Source organism: Oceanobacillus damuensis (assembly GCF_001618145.1).
Lineage (GTDB): Bacteria > Bacillota > Bacilli > Bacillales > Amphibacillaceae > Oceanobacillus > Oceanobacillus damuensis.
Genome location: NZ_LQNF01000021.1, coordinates 38,708 through 56,090 on the forward strand (window position 1 = coordinate 38,708; position 17,383 = coordinate 56,090).

The 17,383-nt window shown below is 37.0% G+C and carries 19 protein-coding genes and 1 other annotated feature; of the genes, 13 read left to right on the top strand and 6 right to left on the bottom strand.

Translation table 11 applies throughout. The features are described 5' to 3' along the window. Positions 1-256 precede the first annotated feature (256 nt). Positions 257-1,618, bottom strand: a complete 1,362-nt coding sequence (locus tag A4245_RS13325; RefSeq protein WP_199860686.1) for a DUF2254 domain-containing protein — start codon at positions 1,616-1,618, stop codon at positions 257-259. Between the two features lie 419 nt (positions 1,619-2,037). Between A4245_RS13325 and A4245_RS13330 the strand changes: the two genes are divergently transcribed. The 4 genes from A4245_RS13330 to A4245_RS13345 all read left to right on the top strand — a co-directional run bounded on the left by A4245_RS13330 (position 2,038) and on the right by A4245_RS13345 (position 4,971). Then, on the top strand, positions 2,038-2,907 hold the full coding sequence (locus tag A4245_RS13330) for a ComEC/Rec2 family competence protein (RefSeq protein ID WP_067728730.1): 870 nt from the start codon (positions 2,038-2,040) through the stop codon (positions 2,905-2,907). 134 nt (positions 2,908-3,041) lie between these two features. Continuing rightward, complete coding sequence (locus A4245_RS13335; RefSeq protein WP_067728731.1) at positions 3,042-3,419, top strand: GntR family transcriptional regulator; 378 nt, start codon at positions 3,042-3,044, stop codon at positions 3,417-3,419. Beyond that, positions 3,409-4,266 carry an ABC transporter ATP-binding protein gene (locus tag A4245_RS13340; protein WP_067728733.1) on the top strand — a complete coding sequence of 286 codons (858 nt, stop codon included), beginning with the start codon at positions 3,409-3,411 and terminating at the stop codon, positions 4,264-4,266. The genes A4245_RS13335 and A4245_RS13340 overlap by 11 nt, the downstream gene beginning before the upstream one ends. Before the next feature lie 3 nt (positions 4,267-4,269). Continuing rightward, complete coding sequence (locus tag A4245_RS13345) at positions 4,270-4,971, top strand: hypothetical protein (protein WP_067728735.1); 702 nt, start codon at positions 4,270-4,272, stop codon at positions 4,969-4,971. Between the two features lie 705 nt (positions 4,972-5,676). On the opposite strand, the gene A4245_RS20155 is transcribed toward A4245_RS13345, so the two are convergent. From A4245_RS20155 to A4245_RS13355, 3 genes are all read right to left on the bottom strand, one after another. Continuing rightward, a complete protein-coding gene (locus tag A4245_RS20155) occupies positions 5,677-5,805 on the bottom strand; it encodes a YfhE family protein (RefSeq protein WP_157087722.1) in 129 nt (42 codons plus the stop codon). 70 nt (positions 5,806-5,875) lie between these two features. Then, entirely contained in the window at positions 5,876-6,433 is a 558-nt protein-coding gene (locus tag A4245_RS13350) for a GNAT family N-acetyltransferase (protein WP_067728737.1), read from the bottom strand. Positions 6,434-6,779: 346 nt separating this feature from the next. Further along, on the bottom strand, positions 6,780-7,670 hold the full coding sequence (locus tag A4245_RS13355) for a TIGR01777 family oxidoreductase (protein ID WP_067728739.1): 891 nt from the start codon (positions 7,668-7,670) through the stop codon (positions 6,780-6,782). 227 nt (positions 7,671-7,897) lie between these two features. On the opposite strand from A4245_RS13355, the gene recX reads away from it, so the two are divergent. Together recX and A4245_RS13365 are read left to right on the top strand one after the other, a co-directional pair. Then, positions 7,898-8,710, top strand: a complete 813-nt coding sequence (recX, locus tag A4245_RS13360) for a recombination regulator RecX (RefSeq protein ID WP_067728741.1) — start codon at positions 7,898-7,900, stop codon at positions 8,708-8,710. A 61-nt stretch (positions 8,711-8,771) separates the two neighbouring features. Further along, a complete protein-coding gene (locus A4245_RS13365) occupies positions 8,772-9,107 on the top strand; it encodes a YfhH family protein (RefSeq protein ID WP_067728743.1) in 336 nt (111 codons plus the stop codon). A gap of 27 nt (positions 9,108-9,134) precedes the next feature. Here A4245_RS13365 and A4245_RS13370 read toward each other — a convergent pair whose 3' ends face one another. Further along, entirely contained in the window at positions 9,135-10,121 is a 987-nt protein-coding gene (locus tag A4245_RS13370) for a metal-dependent hydrolase (protein ID WP_067728745.1), read from the bottom strand. Positions 10,122-10,199: 78 nt separating this feature from the next. On the opposite strand from A4245_RS13370, the gene mutY reads away from it, so the two are divergent. After that, positions 10,200-11,279, top strand: coding sequence for an A/G-specific adenine glycosylase (gene mutY / locus A4245_RS13375; protein ID WP_067728747.1), 1,080 nt, complete (start codon positions 10,200-10,202; stop codon positions 11,277-11,279). 34 nt (positions 11,280-11,313) lie between these two features. Here mutY and A4245_RS13380 read toward each other — a convergent pair whose 3' ends face one another. Further along, a complete protein-coding gene (locus A4245_RS13380) occupies positions 11,314-11,511 on the bottom strand; it encodes a hypothetical protein (RefSeq protein WP_067728748.1) in 198 nt (65 codons plus the stop codon). A gap of 156 nt (positions 11,512-11,667) precedes the next feature. Here A4245_RS13380 and A4245_RS13385 point away from each other — a divergent pair, with 156 nt between their 5' ends. From A4245_RS13385 to A4245_RS13410, 6 genes are all read left to right on the top strand, one after another. Further along, positions 11,668-11,919: a gamma-type small acid-soluble spore protein gene (locus A4245_RS13385; RefSeq protein WP_067728750.1), complete on the top strand. Its 252-nt coding sequence runs from the start codon at positions 11,668-11,670 to the stop codon at positions 11,917-11,919. A 200-nt stretch (positions 11,920-12,119) separates the two neighbouring features. Then, positions 12,120-12,647, top strand: coding sequence for a nucleoside tri-diphosphate phosphatase (ntdP, locus tag A4245_RS13390; RefSeq protein ID WP_067728752.1), 528 nt, complete (start codon positions 12,120-12,122; stop codon positions 12,645-12,647). Between the two features lie 198 nt (positions 12,648-12,845). After that, entirely contained in the window at positions 12,846-14,603 is a 1,758-nt protein-coding gene (locus A4245_RS13395; RefSeq protein WP_067728754.1) for an ABC transporter ATP-binding protein, read from the top strand. A gap of 293 nt (positions 14,604-14,896) precedes the next feature. Further along, positions 14,897-15,109, top strand: a binding site (T-box leader). A 112-nt stretch (positions 15,110-15,221) separates the two neighbouring features. Beyond that, positions 15,222-15,713: a GNAT family N-acetyltransferase gene (locus A4245_RS13400; RefSeq protein WP_199860687.1), complete on the top strand. Its 492-nt coding sequence runs from the start codon at positions 15,222-15,224 to the stop codon at positions 15,711-15,713. A 184-nt stretch (positions 15,714-15,897) separates the two neighbouring features. Continuing rightward, entirely contained in the window at positions 15,898-16,413 is a 516-nt protein-coding gene (locus A4245_RS13405) for a hypothetical protein (protein ID WP_067728756.1), read from the top strand. Positions 16,414-16,544: 131 nt separating this feature from the next. Continuing rightward, positions 16,545-17,291: a class I SAM-dependent methyltransferase gene (locus A4245_RS13410; protein ID WP_067728758.1), complete on the top strand. Its 747-nt coding sequence runs from the start codon at positions 16,545-16,547 to the stop codon at positions 17,289-17,291. The last annotated feature ends 92 nt before the right edge of the window (positions 17,292-17,383 follow it).

The following is a 17,383-nucleotide window of genomic DNA, read 5'->3' on the forward strand; positions in this document are numbered from 1 at the left end:
CTGTCCTCAGTCTTATCTCTTATAATTAGCTGGGTTTCAATTCTTTTAGGGATTAAAATCGGTTTTACTATGGCTACTACATCGAGTTAATGACCAAATATATAACTTTATAAGTTAATTTTAGTAAATAAAATTACTAAAACAGCTAATAAAAGCTCGTAAAAGACGATTATCCATTCGATAATCGCCCCCGATACCTTGTTCAGAACTAAAATTTAAAACTGCGTTTAGCGTGCTCGTTCATTTTCAGGAGAGCTTATAGTGAAGAAGGCACCTTGGAGGCACTCTTCGAACTGACTCGCTGCAGCATATATTCAAGCAGGAAAAGATAATCCTTCTGATTGCCTGTGTTTTTAGCAAGCTCGGATAATTGCTCTAAAATATACAGGCAGTCATTTTCATACAGGCTATAGTTATCAAATCCATAAATGGTCTGTCGGGCAAATTCCCATAAATCCTGGTGTACCTCCTTATCCATCGTTTTACTCAGCAGAGAGACCATCGTTATAAGCTCTGTTATGACGATGGAGTTCTGGTTGGCATACTCACGAATGGAGGCAAATCCCTTATGAAGGTAATATTGAAAATCCTTTTGATTTAAGATAATACGAAGCTCCTGTTCCTGGTCGAAAAGGTTGGGAGAGAAATTTGTAGACTGGCCGATGCTTTTCAACAAATCAGCAATCTGATGAATCGTATTCGTGACCGTAAGAGGGTCATTATGACCGAAAGCCTTGATGGCTACTTCGGCAAGCTTAATTAGCCCATATTCCAGGTCTTGAATTTCTGTTTGCTTGACTCCGATTTCAATCGACTTGAAGTAGCGGTTGGGATTTATGGTTTTTCCGTATTCCCAATAGGTAAACAGCGGTGTTCCTTCCACTACAAATTGTCCAATTCGGACCTCAAACCTTAAAAGGATGTTGTCTTTGTTCGCCTGTTTAATCAGTCTTGAAAAGTCAGCGACTTGAAGATAACCGGATTGGCTGGTTTTTATAACTTTCCCATCAGACTCGGGGGGGAGCAATTCCCTTTTTACCTCCTTCTTAAAGCGATAAGACTTTAATTCTTTTTCCAGAGAAGCCTGGACCTGTTTTGACTTGGCATTCATATTGAAGCTGATATTATGAACCTGCATCCAAGTTGTCGTATGGTTGATAAAATAAATAAATGTCACAGCAGCCGTAATAGCTGTCAGAATTGATAAGACCGGAGTCGCCACAATATACTCCTCTTCTTCATGCGTAACGTATAAGAAGTTTAGGAGCACATAAATAAAACTCCCATTAAAAATACCGAGCACGTGCTGGGTCGCCCGGTCACTGACAAAGTTTACAAGCATTTTGGAAGAAAACTGCCCGCTGAACGTCGTCAGGGCGACGAGCAGGGAGTTAATTGTAAAAGCGCTTAAGGTCAATACCCCTCCTACAAGTGCACTGAGAAGCACCTGCAGGGTCTGTCCGCTAAAACCGATTGCTGCCGGCAGATATAGGCTGACATCAACCACATAATCAAGGTAGAAGGTAAAAGCAGATAAACCGACCGCTCCAACGATATACCAAAAAGGCATAAACCAAAGTGTTGCTTTTAATTCACTTTTTCGTTGACGTCTCGACATTTTAAAATATTTCTTTATATAGTAAAAGAACCCCATATGATCACCATTCTATTCTTAAGAGTTTTGAATACTTCTATTTTCTACCCTGGAGAGAAGTAAACTAACCTAAATTATGATGATTTCATCAAAAATAGGGAGAAACCCCCTGGCTCTTTAATCTGGAAGGATTTTTAAAATCTACACGATTTTTAGCGCAAAAGGGAAATTTGAAATTTACTGATTTAACCACTAAGCATTGATATAGCAACAAAAAAGACGTATACCAATTCATACGTCTTTTACTATGTCAGTTAATTCCATATGCATCTCAAAACGGAAAATTTTATGTTTTTTTATTATCAAAACATGAAGAACTCCTAATTAAAATGAAACTTCGGTGAGAAACTATCGATAAATAGTCGAAGTGAAGGATGTTTTTAATGAAAAAATTAATTGGATTTATTATGGTTACTAATTTTTTAATTTTTACGTATCCTGTTCAAGGCAATAACGATCCCTTACCTGAAATGCAAGTTCATTTTATAGATGTCGGGCAGGGAGATAGTATCCTCATTCAAACTCCTCAAAATAGATCTATCCTTATCGATGGTGGACCACCTGGTTCCGGTAAGAAAATTCTATCCTATCTCGAAGAACTCGGAATTGAAAAGCTGGATCTCTTAGTCGCAACACATCCGGATATTGACCATATCGGAGGGCTGCCAGAAGTACTTGAGTCCATTGAAGTTGTTGAAATTCTGGATACCGGAAGACTGCATCCGACCAAAACCTTTGCCAACTATATCAATCAGATCCGGAAGAAAAATGTCCCTGTACAATTTGCAGAGAAAAATGTTCCCATTGAAATAGACCCAATGATCCATATCGAGGTTTGGAACGCGTATGAAAGATATAAAAACAACAATAAATCCTCCATTGTATTAAAGCTGACATATGGAGAAGTTGATTTTTTATTGATGAGCGATGTTGAAAAGGAACAGGAGAAATCTTTTCTTGAGGAGTATGAAGTACAGGCGGAAATAATAAAGGTGGCACATCATGGCTCAAAAACAAGCTCATCATTGCGTTTTTTACAGGAGGTAGACCCTGAAGTGGCCATTATTACGTACAGTAAAGAAAATGATTATGGCCATCCGGTGAATCGTGTTATTGAGAACCTTTACGAGGTGGATGCGATGATTTACTCGACTGCAGCACTTGGTAATGTTGTCATCAATACAGATGGTACTGATTATGTAGTTATCCCACAAAAGAACCCGATCAAAAAATTAATTGAAGCAATTGGGTGATTAAAATTGCTGACTAAAAAGAGATTTTCACTTCCAAGTGTTAATCTTTTTTTTCTGAAAAAGGTTGACAAAAAAACGGAATGGTTATATGGTTAATTACATAAGTAATTAACCAATCAAGGAAGGAAGCAATCATGAAAAATTCATTAGATGAAAACAAACCAATATTCCTTCAAATAAAAGAGCAGATAGAAGACTCAATCATCGATGGGAGCATAAAGCCTGGAGAACGGGTTCCATCAACAAATGAATTTGCCGCTTATTACAAAATTAACCCGGCTACAGCTGCAAAGGGAATCAATGAACTTGTAGCAGAAGAGATTGTCTTTAAAAGAAGAGGTGTTGGAATGTTTGTAACCGAAGACGCCAAGGACATTTTGATTGAAAAGCGAAAGGAGATTTTTTATGAGAATTATATGTTTCCTTTAAAGAATGAAGCGAAAAAACTGCGTATTAAGGAAAGCGAATTGATTGAGATGGTTAAAAGGGAGGATGATACAAATGAAAATTGAAGTTAAAAATCTGTCCAAAAAATATCACGATAATTTCGCTCTAGATAATGTTTCATTTACATTGGATGAACCTAAAATTTATGGATTGCTGGGAAGAAATGGGGCGGGAAAAACAACCTTTATGGATATTTTATCCGGCCAAATACTGGCGAGCAAAGGCGAAATCTTAATAAATGGAAAAAATCCATTTGATAATCAGCAGTTAACGGAATCTATTTGTCTCATTAAAGAAGGATATAATTTCAAAAAAGACTTGAAAGTAAAAAATGTGCTGAAAATCTATTCGTTCTTCTATCCAAATTGGGATCAGGAGCTTGCGGATTCATTAATTAAAGAATATAACTTGAATCTAAATTCAAAAATCAAAACGCTATCCAAGGGGATGGAATCGGCACTCGGTATTACTGTAGGCTTGGCAAGTAAAGCTCCAATTACCATTTTTGATGAACCATATATCGGCCTTGATGCACCCTCAAGGAAAAAATTCTATGAAATGATGCTCGAGGAGTATCAGGTAGAGAAACGTACCATTATTTTTTCCACACATCTTATCGACGAAGTTAGTTTACTATTTGAAGAGGTCTTGATATTACAGGAAGGTTCCCTTGTCCTGCAGGAGGATTCGGAGGTATTACGGGAAAATACGATAGCCGTCTCCGGAAAAGAAGACAAGGTTGAGCTGTTTCTTAAAGGAAAAGAAGTCTTACAGAAAAAACAGTTTGCAGGTACGGTGACTGCCTATGTGTATGGAACAAAAGAAGAAGCTAAAATGCACGGACTAAATGTGGAAGGTGTTCCAATCCAGGAACTGATGATTTATTTAACGGAGGGAAAGAAGGGGGCTTGACCGATGGGAAGACAATTAAAAGGGCTACTTTATTTCTTTGTAACTGATATTTTGTATTCATTGAGGATCTTCTGGCTTATTTTGCTTAGTATTTTGGTAGTTTCATTGACAATATCCTATTTTCTGCTAAATGTGGAGAACGGTGCATACTACTTTGGCTTCTCATTCCCCATTTATATCTATTGTGCCATTTTAGGATTTCTAACTGTTAGAGAAAGCATCCCTTTTTCACTGAAAATGGGTGCTGTCAGAAAAAATCTTTTTATTAGTATTGGATTATTTTTTCTTGGATTGGCAATTGTCAAGGCTGTTATAGCTAATTCAATACATTCTTTGACGTTGGCATTTACAAATCGTGCAGGCATTCATCCATTTGAGTTTATGCATCCTGCTCAATTATTGGAGGATACATGGCTGAATAGAGTAATCATCGATACAGCCATTATGTTTTTTATGTTTGCGGTTATGTTTATTGTCGGCCTGTTATTTTATAAGTACGGATTAGTGGGTGGAGGTTCTGTTGTCGGTTTATCTGCTGTTTTATTACTTGTCGGAATAGCCCAAGGATGGGTGATGGACTATATTATCGAACTGTATTCATCAATCGATATGATGTTTTTCACTCAAATGCTTGCTGGAGGTATCATCATCTATTGTATTTCATTCCTGTTTTTAAGGAAAATTACAACTGTAAAAGTAAAATAATCAAAGACAGGACGGGTGCTCGCAATAAGTATTCGTCCTGTCTTTTTAGTTTGCGAGCTAAAGATAAATCAACAGGATAATCGAGAGAATAATAGTTACAGCTGATGGCTCAATTGATCGATTCCAAAAGCTCTTGCATCAAAATTACTACTATTTGTTGTTATGCTCCAAACAAAAATGGGATTGCAAATGCCAGCCCAATTATTACTGATATACCAGATTATAAGCAATAAGAGAAAACAGAGATTACATTTTAATTCTCTGTTTTTTATACACATATTTATCCCCAGTTAATCAGCAGTTAAACCACCGTTATTCAGATAATATCCACAAAACCCACAATTAAAATCAACTTTATACACATTTATTTGTTGATAAGTGGGATTGTTTGATCGACGCTTAGAATGCTTATTAACAGCAGGTGAATTTTCTGTGGATAAAACATCGAGCAAAAGCGTAAGCGCCTTGATCACCCCCGACAAAAAGGAAGTTCGGCTACTTGCACCACATCCTCTGGCAACGCCGAACTGACCCACGTCCTGTGGGCCCAAGTAGAAATACCAGTGGCGTTCTTTGCCATAGGTAGTTTTTACTTAAGACCTCGAGGGGGTAGGCGCTGGAGCTGGCCGTGGCTGTTTATGTATAAGACTTAATTGCTGCCAAAATTGATACTTTCTTATTTCATCAAAAAGAAAACCAAAGCAATTAGCTTCGGTTTCCCTTTTGTGTGATCTGATTGTAGACACGGTCTGCATTTTTAAACTCTTTCTGATAAAGAACTTCCTGTGTTTTAGAAAGAAACTTTTCAGATTGACCAGGTTTCATTTTAGCCATCAGGATCCCTCACTTTAATGACTAGAATGCCCAATCGTAATGTGGTTTATGCATAGAAATTATCTATAAATCAGGAAACTTCTTCACCTGTATCATCAGTTTCACTGAATCTGAATTGTTGATAAGACATATAATGCTCTTTTGTAATTACAAAAAGATCATAAATATCTTCATCTGGATTAATTTTTGCAAATACTTCGGGAAATATTTCATTACCTAAAGCTACATAATGCAATTTCAAAACAGCTTTGAGTGAGCGCTTATTTGTTCTTCTCACCTTCATAAAAATCCCCTCGATATTGCAGTTAAAAAATAATATATCGAAGAATTGCTCTTTGGCACGCTGATTATAACCTTTGCCAAAGTATGGCTTGCCAATCCACGTAGCCAAAAATCCGTAATTTTGATCGATGTCAAATAGATTGATTGTGCCAATTGGATGATGGTATTCATCTAAAATAGTGCGGGAGATCAACTCACCGTTTTCTTCGGCCTCGATTGTCTTTTTAGTAATGAAGTAGAATTCATCGCTTGTTTCTGCTTTATGTCTAACATAGGGAAATACCTCTGGATGGGCCATCAATTCAAATAGCAACGGTACCTCATGTAAATCACGCAATTTAAGCATAAAAAATACCCTCCTCATTCCAGGCGGGTAAAAACACGGATTTTCCATAAGGAAATCCAGCGAGTGACCCACCCTCGAATTTTTATTTTAGCGTTCAACAAAAATTCGGGGTGGGAATCGAACCCACTAGAACCAGATAAAACTGGTGGCGCACCATTTGCCTTCCCTATTTAATTCTGTGCTGTAAAGTAATACGTTCCATTCATCTCTTTCGTGTTTTGGTATTTTTATTTTACAATCTTTTTATTGAAAATGGAACTGTTTTTTTGTAAATTTATTTATATATTTTTGAACGTTTAAGTGCAGTGAAGGCATTGACCCACAGGCTTTAAAGAATGCCTGTTTTCTAAGATTCAGCAAGCTCTGTCAAAGCATCTTTTAATTCTGGATACATGAACTCGAAGCCATTATCCAATGCCTTTTTTGGCAAGACGTATTGTCCTTTGGTAATTAGTTGTCCCATCTCTCCAATTATTGCGTGGATTAAGACAGAGGGGGTTCGGAACCAGTACGGCCGTTTCAAGTTTTCAGACAATGATTTCATGAAATCTTTGTTCCGTGTTGGTTTGGGTGACGTAAAATTAACCGGTCCTTCAATTTCTGGCTTAGATAGACAGTATTCCATCAGATGGACAACATCGTTTATATGGATCCAGGACATCCATTGTTCACCATTGCCGATTTTTCCGCCTGTGTACATTTTAACTGGAAGGCTCATTAAAGGAAGTGAACCTTCTTTACCTAATACGAGACCGAAACGGGCATAAACAGTCCGGATATCCATAGCTTCTGCCTGTCGGGCAGCTTCTTCCCATTTTACAGTTACATCTGCAAGGAAGTCTTTTCCGGGATCGATTGTAGCTTCTGTGAAAATTAAATCCTCAGATGTTCCGTAATATCCTACAGCTGATCCGCTGATAAAAACGTTTGGTTTTGTTTTCAAGTTCCCCATTAGTTCAATGAGGTGATTTGTAGCTTCCAATCTGCTGTCCATAATCTTTTCTTTTTTCTTGGAAGACCAGTAGCCGAAAAGAGATTCACCAGCTAAATTGATGACGCCTTCTATGATGGGAAGTTTATCGGCTGGATAATTATAGTCTATGTATGTTGTATTCGATGTGTTCGATTTATTATCCGGAGATCTTGTAAGTATATAGGTATGATGTCCTTTTTCATGTAAGGATTCGGAAAGATTCTTGCCAATAAAACCGGAACCACCACTTATAAGAAAATTCAATTTTAACCCTCCCAGCAAAAAATCTGCATGCATTTAATAGTATATACATCAATTTGTTTCTTACCGTAGTATACAGGAAAATTTTTAAGGTATTAGGAAAGTACAGACTTACCAACCTGCAAAAATACAACCAAGCCATCTTCTCTTAACCCGCTCTTCGCAGCTGTGCTCCTTACTGGTCGCTGTCATGCCCATTCTGTTATTATAAGTGAAAGGGGTGAGAAGCATTGAGAAAGATAACCCGGATCACGACCCAAGTAAAACATAAGAATCGGTTCAATATCTTCTTGAGTACTGCAAATGACGAGGAATATGGTTTTAGTGTGGATGAAGCAATATTAATTGAATATCGGCTTCGTAAAGGACTTGAGCTGGACGATTCAATGATTGCCACACTTGTTAACAAGGATACATTACATAAATCATATACCCAAGCAATTAACTTTTTAAGCTATCGAATGCGCACAAAAAAAGAAATCATGGATTATTTGGTGAAAAAAGAAGTCGATGCTGAGCATATCGACCAAATCATAAAGAAGCTGACAGACGAAAAACTGATTGATGACGAGCAATTTGCGATTATGTTTGTCCGTACCCGAATGAACAATTCATCAAAGGGGCCGAAATTGATTAAGAAGGAATTGATTGATAAAGGCGTGTCTGCTCAAATAGCTGAATCTGCACTTGAGCATTACCCGTTTGAGAAGCAATATGAAAAAATAATAAAGCTAATTGGAAAGAAAATAAATTCCAGGAAGAACGAGTCATTCCGAAAGCAGGTACAGCAGCTGCAGACAAATCTATTGCAAAAAGGATTCAGTCAGGAAGCAATTAAGGAGGCTTTTGCGGGAATCGAGGAAGAAAAGGATCAGGATGGTGAATGGGAAGCACTTGTCTATCAGGGAGAAAAACTATTGAGAAAGCATGAAGCAAAGCATGATGGATATGCTCTGAGACAAAAGGTGACAGAAGGACTATATCGAAAAGGGTTTTCATTTGATATGATCCATACCTTTTTGGATGAGAAAGCTGAGAAGTAAAAACTGTTTCCATTGTTATGAAACAATTGTTAAAATGGTAGATGGGGAAGGGGTGGACAACATGAATTATCGGTATAGTGATTATTCGATTGAACAGTTACATAGAGAAATTGGCCAATTAAAAGAAAAGGCTCAGAAGGCTGAACAGTTAGGAAATATTTCAGAAGTTCAGGTTAACGAGCGAAAAATGCAGGTTGCTTTAGCATATACATTGAATCCTGATGACTTTGCGGCTGATGAAATATATCAGTTAAAAATGGAGCCGGGATTTACGTTCAAAATTAATTATATAAATGGTGTTTTTGCATGGGGACACCGAATTAATCTCCTTGATGAACTGTATGAAGAAGAGGAAGCACTCCCAATTTCTTTGCTTGGCAAAAAAGTGAAGAAATAGAAAAACAGCAGGCAGCCTGCTGTTTTTCTATGTTGTCGGGTCACCAACATATAATTTGCTTTTCAATTTGTGCTCGGAAAAAATCCAGCCAGTATAGGAACTGATAATCTCTTTGTTTTCATCGATTTGGACAACCGCCACAAATGGATAATACGTTTTTGACCGATAGCGCAGGTCGATAAAGCGAACTTCGGTTAGCGAGTCAAAGTAATTAATTTCCCAGCGGTAAACAGGTGAAAAGTTTAAAAACGCTTGTATATTTTTATCTGTTTTGGCTACCTCGATTATTGGAGTGTCGGGTAATGGAACCTTCCAGAATTCATCCACAATTTCAATATGCCGGTTTTCCACAGTGCCAACATAGAATTTATCTTTTGTCGTGATTGCAACCCGCCAGTAGTTTTGCTTAATTGTTGGAGAAGTTGCGATTTCGACGGTATCAGGATAATAATCTTTAATTTTCTTGACGATTTCCCTTTTATCCATATACCTTTTAATATAATATAATACGATGACCGCGTATATCGCCAGCCACGTGTGACCTGGATTTGCTCCGAGAGCCCAGGCTGAAATTCCAGCCAGATGGAGGAAAAAGATATAAGGGTCAAAGGTGTTGATTATCCCCTTTGCAATCCATTTATCGGAAAATGGCCTGAAAGCCTGTGTGCCATATGCATTAAACAGGTCAACAAAGACATGGATAATAACTGCCAGGGAGGTCCATAACCAGAGATGCAAATAGCTTACCTCTGGGACGAACATATAAATAACCCCGGATACAAGCAATCCCCATAGAACGATTGCAGGCAGGGAATGGGATGCTCCACGATGGTGACGTATATAAGTTGCATTGTTTTTAAGTTTAAATACTGTATCGAAATCGGGGGCATGTGAACCAACCACTGTCCCGACCAACACAGCGTTGAATAGTGCTGGATCGCTATGCACTGCAGGGTCTATAGTGGCAAGCCCACCTAACGAGATACCCATTACGATATGAGTGCCAGTGTCCATATAATATGGTCCTCCTTAAGGAAACTTTAATTTTATAAGAGCTTTATAAATGTATTGTAGCATGAAGGAAGTGCAATTATGACAGATAATATATTAAAGAATCTCAACATTTCACAATTCCAGGATGATCTTCTGAACTGGTATGAAAAAACGAAACGTGACCTTCCATGGCGAAAAGAAAGGGATCCATATAAAATATGGGTTTCGGAAATTATGCTGCAGCAGACAAAGGTAGATACAGTTATTCCCTATTTTAATCGTTTTATCGAGAAATATCCAACTGTATACGATCTTGCGGCTGCAGATCAACAGGATGTCCTTAAGACATGGGAAGGTTTAGGTTACTATTCCCGTGCCAGAAACCTGCAAAACGCTGTAAAGGAAGTTGTTTCGGAATATGGCGGAAAAGTACCTTCAACACCGAAAGAGCTTGGGGGATTAAAAGGAATTGGCCCATATACAAAAGGGGCTATTTTATCCATTGCCTATAACCAGCCTGAGCCGGCAGTAGATGGAAATGTGATGCGTGTGTTTTCGAGGCTGCTGAAGATAGAAGAGGACATAGCTCAGCAACGAACAAAGAAACTATTTGAGGAGTATGTACGCCAACTGATTTCTGAAGAAGACCCGTCCTCCTTCAATCAGGCGATTATGGATTTGGGGGCGACAATCTGTACACCAAAGTCACCAGCCTGTATATTCTGCCCACTACAGGAACATTGTCAGGCATACTTCGAAGGAATACAGGAGGATTTGCCTGTTAAAGCGAAGGCGAAAAAACAAAAAACGATACCCTATGCTGTCTTACTAATAAAAAATGATCTGGGCGAATATGTCATAGAAAAAAGACCGGAAAATGGTTTGCTGGCGAATTTATGGCAATTCCCGATGGGTCCTGTCCATGAGATTGGGATGGAACATCTTGAAAATTGGTTTTACAGTGAATATGGTTTACGAGTGCAGCTTGGTCCTCAAAAAGGGAAGTTGAAGCATGTATTTTCTCATCTTATCTGGAGATTGGAAATATACGAAGCGAAAACAGAGCAAACGAAAGCAGAAGATCACAGACTCACTTTTGTTGATCAAAAGGACATTGCCAGATATCCTTTCCCTGTTTCCCATCAAAAAATGCATAAATACCTGGAAGGCGAAGCGTAATAAATGATTTCAGGGAAAAAATAACCAAGACTCCCTACTGATAGAGGGAGTCTTGGTTATTTTCCGCACGTGTATACATTTCTCTGTTAATTTCATGTAAAATCGTCAATCCTTCTGAATTTATATAAGGTAAAATTTGTGAAAGAGCATGTTGAAAATATTGTAATTCGCTATCTTGCCATTTCGTCTTGCTAAGCATGGACAGTTCTGTGAAATCCCTTGGTGTGTTCATAGTAAAGTCCTCCAAAAATGAACTGATCTTACACGTATAAGTTTTCCTGTTTTCTCCGTTTTATGCGTTGGCATAATTTGCTTACCAAAGAAGTAAAAAATACATTGGATAAGTTCTTGCGTAATGGAGAAATTAATTATTGCGGAGGTGATATTGATGGCTAAAAAACCAAATCAAACAACTGCAGGTACTAACGTTCAGCATGTTAAACAACAAAACCAACAAGCAGCCCAAGGACAAGGTCAGTTTGGTACAGAATTTGCTTCTGAGACAAACGCTCAAGAAGTTAAAAAGCAAAACAAACAAGCTGCTCAAGGACAAGGTCAGTTTGGTACAGAATTTGCTTCTGAGACAAATGCTCAAGAAGTTAGAAAGCAAAACCAAAAGTCTCAATCAAACAAAAAGTAACAAAATTGATATCCTGAGTGATAAAAAAGAGTTTCCTTCTAGCCAATTGAAGGAAACTCTTTTTGCTTACATCGATTTTCTGGTTCTTAGAAACCTTTTCTGTATATCATCGGGGCATTATGCTTTATATTTAGGTCTGATACCTTTATAATTGATGGATAATTAATACGGAATAAAATGTAAGGGGAAAGGAAGATAAGATGGTTGCTCCGAGGGCAGGTTCTAAAATGCAAATACAGAGCTACAAACATAATGGACAGCTGCATCGGATATGGGAGAACAGTGTGGTTCTAAAGGGGACGGAGACAGTTGTTATCGGAGCTAACGATAGAACTCAAGTAACGGAGAGTGATGGACGAACCTGGATCACAAGGGAACCGGCAATCTGCTATTTTCATGCAAAGTACTGGTTTAACATTATCGGAATGCTTCGGGATGAGGGAATCCACTATTATTGCAATATAAGTTCCCCTTTTGTATACGATGAAGAAGCATTGAAATATATCGATTATGATTTGGATGTTAAAGTATATCCGGATATGACATATGATCTGCTTGATGAAGATGAATATGATGAACACAAAAAAATGATGAACTATCCAATTGTTCTCGATAGAATTCTTCATAATAATATGGAATATCTGCTGCGATGGGTGAGACAACGAAAGGGACCATTTGCCCCGGATTTTGTTGACAGCTGGTATGAACGCTATCTGACTTATCGCTGAGACTGATTATTCGATTTATCATTATAGTATGTCCTTGTTGCCAGGTCATTTGTGTAACAGGGATTTTTTTCAAATAAGTAAGAAAGAATAAATTTTGGCAGCACTGATTCTTACACATAAACATCGAGGCCCAGCTCCTAGAAACACATGAATAAATGGTCATTTTCAGACATAAAAAAACAGAGGAAGATTAATTATATGAGCAGTGTCAAGCAATACATGAAATTTGTAAAACCATATAAGTGGAAAATATTCTGGACGATTATCGTAGGAATTATAAAATTTGGTATACCGCTATTGATGCCTTTAATTCTAAAGTATGTAATCGATGATGTAATCGGAGCAGATAATTTAAGTGATACAGATAAAATCACGAACCTGTTTTGGATTATGGGCATTTCTTTTGCGGTATTTCTCATATTGCGTCCGCCAATTGAATATATTCGACAATATTTAGCCCAGTGGGTTGGTAACAAAATCCTTTATGATATCAGGGATAGGCTGTTTGATCATATACAGAAACTGAGTTTGAAATACTATTCTAAGACAAAAACCGGCGAAATTATTTCCCGGGTAATAAATGATGTCGAACAAACGAAAAACTTCGTGATTACTGGGTTGATGAACATTTGGCTTGATCTTATAACAATTCTTATTGCTATAGGAATTATGTTGACAATGGATGTAAGCTTGACTATTGTTTCCATTATCCTTTTCCCGTTATTTGGATTTGCAATCAAATACTTTTTCGGCAAGCTGCGCCAATTGACAAGGGAACGTTCGCAGGCACTGGCTGAAGTGCAAGGCCACCTTCACGAACGTGTGCAGGGTGTACCTGTTACCAGAAGTTTTGCATTGGAAGAATATGAACAAGGACAATTCCAATCTCGTAACACGAACTTCCTTGATAAAGCATTAAACCATACCGACTGGAATGCAAAGACATTTGCGGTGACAAACACAATTACAGACCTGGCTCCGCTCCTTGTTATTGCTTTTGCCGGCTACCAAGTAATAATGGGCAACGTCACATTGGGAACGATGGTAGCTTTTGTCGGGTACATGGAAAGAGTATACAGTCCATTGCGAAGACTCATTAATTCATCAACAACGCTTGTACAGGCAATTGCGTCGATTGACCGTGTATTCGAATTTATGAATGAAAAGTATGATATTGTCGATAAGGATAACGCTATTGAACCTGGAAGAGTCAAAGGCTCAGTCAAGCTAGACAATGTTTCGTTCCGATATGACGAAGAAGAGCTTCCCGTGCTTGAAGGTATTAACCTGGATGTTGAAAAAGGAGAAACGATAGCGTTTGTAGGTATGAGTGGTGGAGGTAAATCAACCTTGATCAGCTTAATACCTAGGTTCTATGATGTTACGGACGGTGCCATTAAAGTTGACGGCATTGATATTCGTGATATGAAGGCAAGATCATTACGCGACAACATTGGAATGGTTCTTCAGGATAACATACTTTTCAGCGAATCGATTGCAATGAACATCCGTATGGGGAAACCTGACGCGACAGATGAGGAAGTTATTGCTGCCGCTAAAGCAGCCAGCGCACACGAATTTATTGAATCATTACCATATGGTTATGATACCCTTGTCGGAGAACGGGGTGTCAAATTGTCAGGCGGACAAAAACAGCGTGTAGCGATTGCACGTGTCTTTCTGAAGAATCCGCCAATCCTGATTTTTGATGAAGCGACATCTGCCCTCGATCTGGAAAGTGAACATTTGATCCAGGAGACGATGGAACGATTGGCATCCGAACGGACAACATTCATTGTTGCCCATCGACTTGCAACCATTACACATGCCGATCGAATCGTCGTTATTGAAAATGGTCAGATTGTTGAGATGGGGTCCCATAATGAGTTGATGGATAAGCAAGGACATTATTATGATTTGTACCAAATTCAGCATTTGGATGATGTAAAAGCATGATCATGACAATAAAGGGTTCCGTTTTGAGGTGCAAAACATTAATTAAATAATCAAATTAACTTACAAATTATATGAGAAAAGCTCTGCATTTTAGCAGAGCTTTTAGCATTCTAAAAATCAATTAAACTTAAGAAGATATTACTGAATCTTCAGATGTATTATTTTAAACTTAAATATGAGATTGTGAAGAAATGTACTTACACTAACTGGCAGTATAGTTGAAGAAGAAAAAAATATAATAATAATTGTTTACAAGATTTTGCTAATTAGATATAATCGGAATTATATAAAGGTTAGGTTCGATGACGAGGAGAGTAGTTATATAAGGAGATCAAAGCGATTTAGGGATGGTGAAAGCCTAAAATATCCTTTTGTAACGAAACGCACCTCTAAGAAACGCACTTGAAATCAGTAGGGTTCGTCGGGGAAAACCCCGTTATCAATAATGAGTAGACCAGCAGAACAGGTTTATTAGAGTGGTACCACGGGGAAACCTCGTCTCTTAATTGAGATGAGGTTTTTTTGTTTTTTAGGGAGGGATTTAATGAATAATGGTTCATAACCGGTTAAAAGTTGATTGTGTTGTAACAATACAAAATTAAATGGAGGTTGATACAAGTGAGTTTCTTAATTCGAAAAATGACAAAAGAGGATACGAAAAAAGTTCAAGATGTAGCACAAAAGAGCTGGAATACGACTTATGAGGGGATTATACCTTCTGAGATACAAGAAAACTTTTTAAACGCAGCATATAGTGATGAAATGATGGAAAAACGTTTAAATAGTTCATTATTACTTGTTGCAGAAGTGGAAAATAGCCTTGTTGGTTTCGCTAATTACTCCCCAGTTAAAAATGAATGTGAAGTAGAATTAGGTGCAATATATATTTATCCTGAACATCAAGGAAAGGGAATAGGTACCGCTTTGTTACAAGAAGGGATTAAAATCTTAGAAGGTGTAAGAGAGATTTATATAAACGTAGAAAAGGAAAATAAAATAGGAAAAACTTTTTATGAAGCTAAAGGTTTTAAAATAGTTCAAGAATTTGACGATGATTTTGATGGTCATATCCTTAAAACAGTACGAATGGTTTTAGAAGTGAGGTCATAAACTAATTGGTGCAAGAGTTGAATAAGACAATTGAAATTTGATTGTCTTTTCTTCTGCTAATAATGTTAGGAATATTATGTTAATGTTAAATAAAAGGCTGTTGAGCTATCTGGTAGGTTTGTTTAAGAAGGTGTGAAACTTTTTTTTAGTAAAAGAATCGTTATAAACTATAAAGGGGGAGACAATGAAAAAAATAATATTTGGTATTGCATTTATTGTATTGATGGTGGTATCCACTTTCATTTATATAGAGAATAGTAAAAAGAGCAATTCATATTCTACGCCAGAAGAAGCATTAAAAAATTATGAACATGAATACCTCGATGTTTTAGAAAACGTGGATACAAAAATATACGAAGAAGTTGCATATGTCTTCTATTACTCACAATTTGATGCTCCGAAAGACTATTTAGCAGCAGGAATAATAAATAAGAATAAATATGGTTGGCGAGTGGATGAAGTAATAGGTGTGGGAAGTGTTGATAAAAATAATGAGGGAATGGCTTCAGGTATGGATGAACATATTGTTGGTTTTGCCAGAAAAGAAGTAGCTAACGTTAAAATGGGAACTCATGAGGCTGCAATGATAGAAATAGAAAATGAATATATGAATGCTTTTTTATTTCACGGTGTTGACTCTGAGTTGTTGGGAGAACTCGAATTTGAGTATTTTGATAAAGAAGGTAATGAATTACCTTAATTAAAGTAACTGGTGCAATTGTTAAATAAGGACAGTCGCTTGTTGTGTTAAAGGGGCAGGATTGTTTAAGAAGAAATTACCTCATATTGTTGAAGATAATCTACCTTAAATGATACGGGAGGTCGTAGGAAATGAATGAACAAAGTATCAAAAATAAAAATGCTTGGGAGTATCGGGCATATGAGTTTTGGAATAAAAGAGATGGATCTCCGATGGATAAGGCAAAAGAAATATTAGAAAATCCCAAAGCAAGTTTAAAAAAACACCAACAGTATTTTGACAAAATTGAAGGAAAGAAAGTTGCAAATTTATGTGGTTCAAATGGAAGAAGAGCTGTTCCCTTGTCTTTATTAGGTGCGGAAGTAACGGTTTTTGATATATCAGAGGAAAATAAAAAATACGCTTTAGAATTAGCTCATTGTGCTAATACGTCAATTGATTATATAGTAGGAGATATTTACGATATTGATTTGGAAAAATATAAAAATTCCTTTGATATTCTTTATTTAGAAGGAGGAATATTACACTACTTTAATGATATTGATAAATTTATGGCTATTCTTTTTTCAATTCTTAAAAGTGGTGGGAAAATGATTTTAAGTGACTATCATCCAATAAAAAGGTGTATAGGCTCTGACTTCAAATATACTCCTAATTATTTTGATAATGAATTGCATAATGGAGAATTAGCTTATAAACAGTATTTCGAGAAGTCAGAACAACAAAAATTCCCTGATGTATATATAAGGCATTATACATTAAGTGAAATAATCAATTCCGTTCTAAAAACAGGCTTTACATTAAATAGCTTTGACGAACATCGTGGATGGAATAATGAAAATATACCTTGGGAATTCACAATTTTGGCTATGAAATAAATTGTTTTTTGTTCAACTAACTGGTGCAATCCTAAAAGAAGGATTAGCACTTTTTTTGTTGAATTTATAATATAAGGGGCAGTAGAGTTTAA

Excerpts from the sequence above, each read along its gene's own strand:
- A4245_RS13330 (WP_067728730.1), top strand. The coding sequence starts at position 2,038 with ATGAAAAAATTAATTGGATTTATTATGGTTACTAATTTTTTAATTTTT.
- mutY (WP_067728747.1), top strand. The coding sequence starts at position 10,200 with ATGACAGATAATATATTAAAGAATCTCAACATTTCACAATTCCAGGAT.
- A4245_RS13380 (WP_067728748.1), bottom strand. The coding sequence starts at position 11,511 with ATGAACACACCAAGGGATTTCACAGAACTGTCCATGCTTAGCAAGACG.
- A4245_RS13345 (WP_067728735.1), top strand. The coding sequence starts at position 4,270 with ATGGGAAGACAATTAAAAGGGCTACTTTATTTCTTTGTAACTGATATT.
- A4245_RS13335 (WP_067728731.1), top strand. The coding sequence starts at position 3,042 with ATGAAAAATTCATTAGATGAAAACAAACCAATATTCCTTCAAATAAAA.
- A4245_RS13365 (WP_067728743.1), top strand. The coding sequence starts at position 8,772 with ATGAATTATCGGTATAGTGATTATTCGATTGAACAGTTACATAGAGAA.
- ntdP (WP_067728752.1), top strand. The coding sequence starts at position 12,120 with ATGGTTGCTCCGAGGGCAGGTTCTAAAATGCAAATACAGAGCTACAAA.
- A4245_RS20155 (WP_157087722.1), bottom strand. The coding sequence starts at position 5,805 with ATGGCTAAAATGAAACCTGGTCAATCTGAAAAGTTTCTTTCTAAAACA.
- A4245_RS13350 (WP_067728737.1), bottom strand. The coding sequence starts at position 6,433 with ATGCTTAAATTGCGTGATTTACATGAGGTACCGTTGCTATTTGAATTG.
- A4245_RS13370 (WP_067728745.1), bottom strand. The coding sequence starts at position 10,121 with ATGGACACTGGCACTCATATCGTAATGGGTATCTCGTTAGGTGGGCTT.
- A4245_RS13325 (WP_199860686.1), bottom strand. The coding sequence starts at position 1,618 with ATGTCGAGACGTCAACGAAAAAGTGAATTAAAAGCAACACTTTGGTTT.
- A4245_RS13405 (WP_067728756.1), top strand. The coding sequence starts at position 15,898 with ATGAAAAAAATAATATTTGGTATTGCATTTATTGTATTGATGGTGGTA.
- A4245_RS13410 (WP_067728758.1), top strand. The coding sequence starts at position 16,545 with ATGAATGAACAAAGTATCAAAAATAAAAATGCTTGGGAGTATCGGGCA.
- A4245_RS13395 (WP_067728754.1), top strand. The coding sequence starts at position 12,846 with ATGAGCAGTGTCAAGCAATACATGAAATTTGTAAAACCATATAAGTGG.
- A4245_RS13385 (WP_067728750.1), top strand. The coding sequence starts at position 11,668 with ATGGCTAAAAAACCAAATCAAACAACTGCAGGTACTAACGTTCAGCAT.
- A4245_RS13340 (WP_067728733.1), top strand. The coding sequence starts at position 3,409 with ATGAAAATTGAAGTTAAAAATCTGTCCAAAAAATATCACGATAATTTC.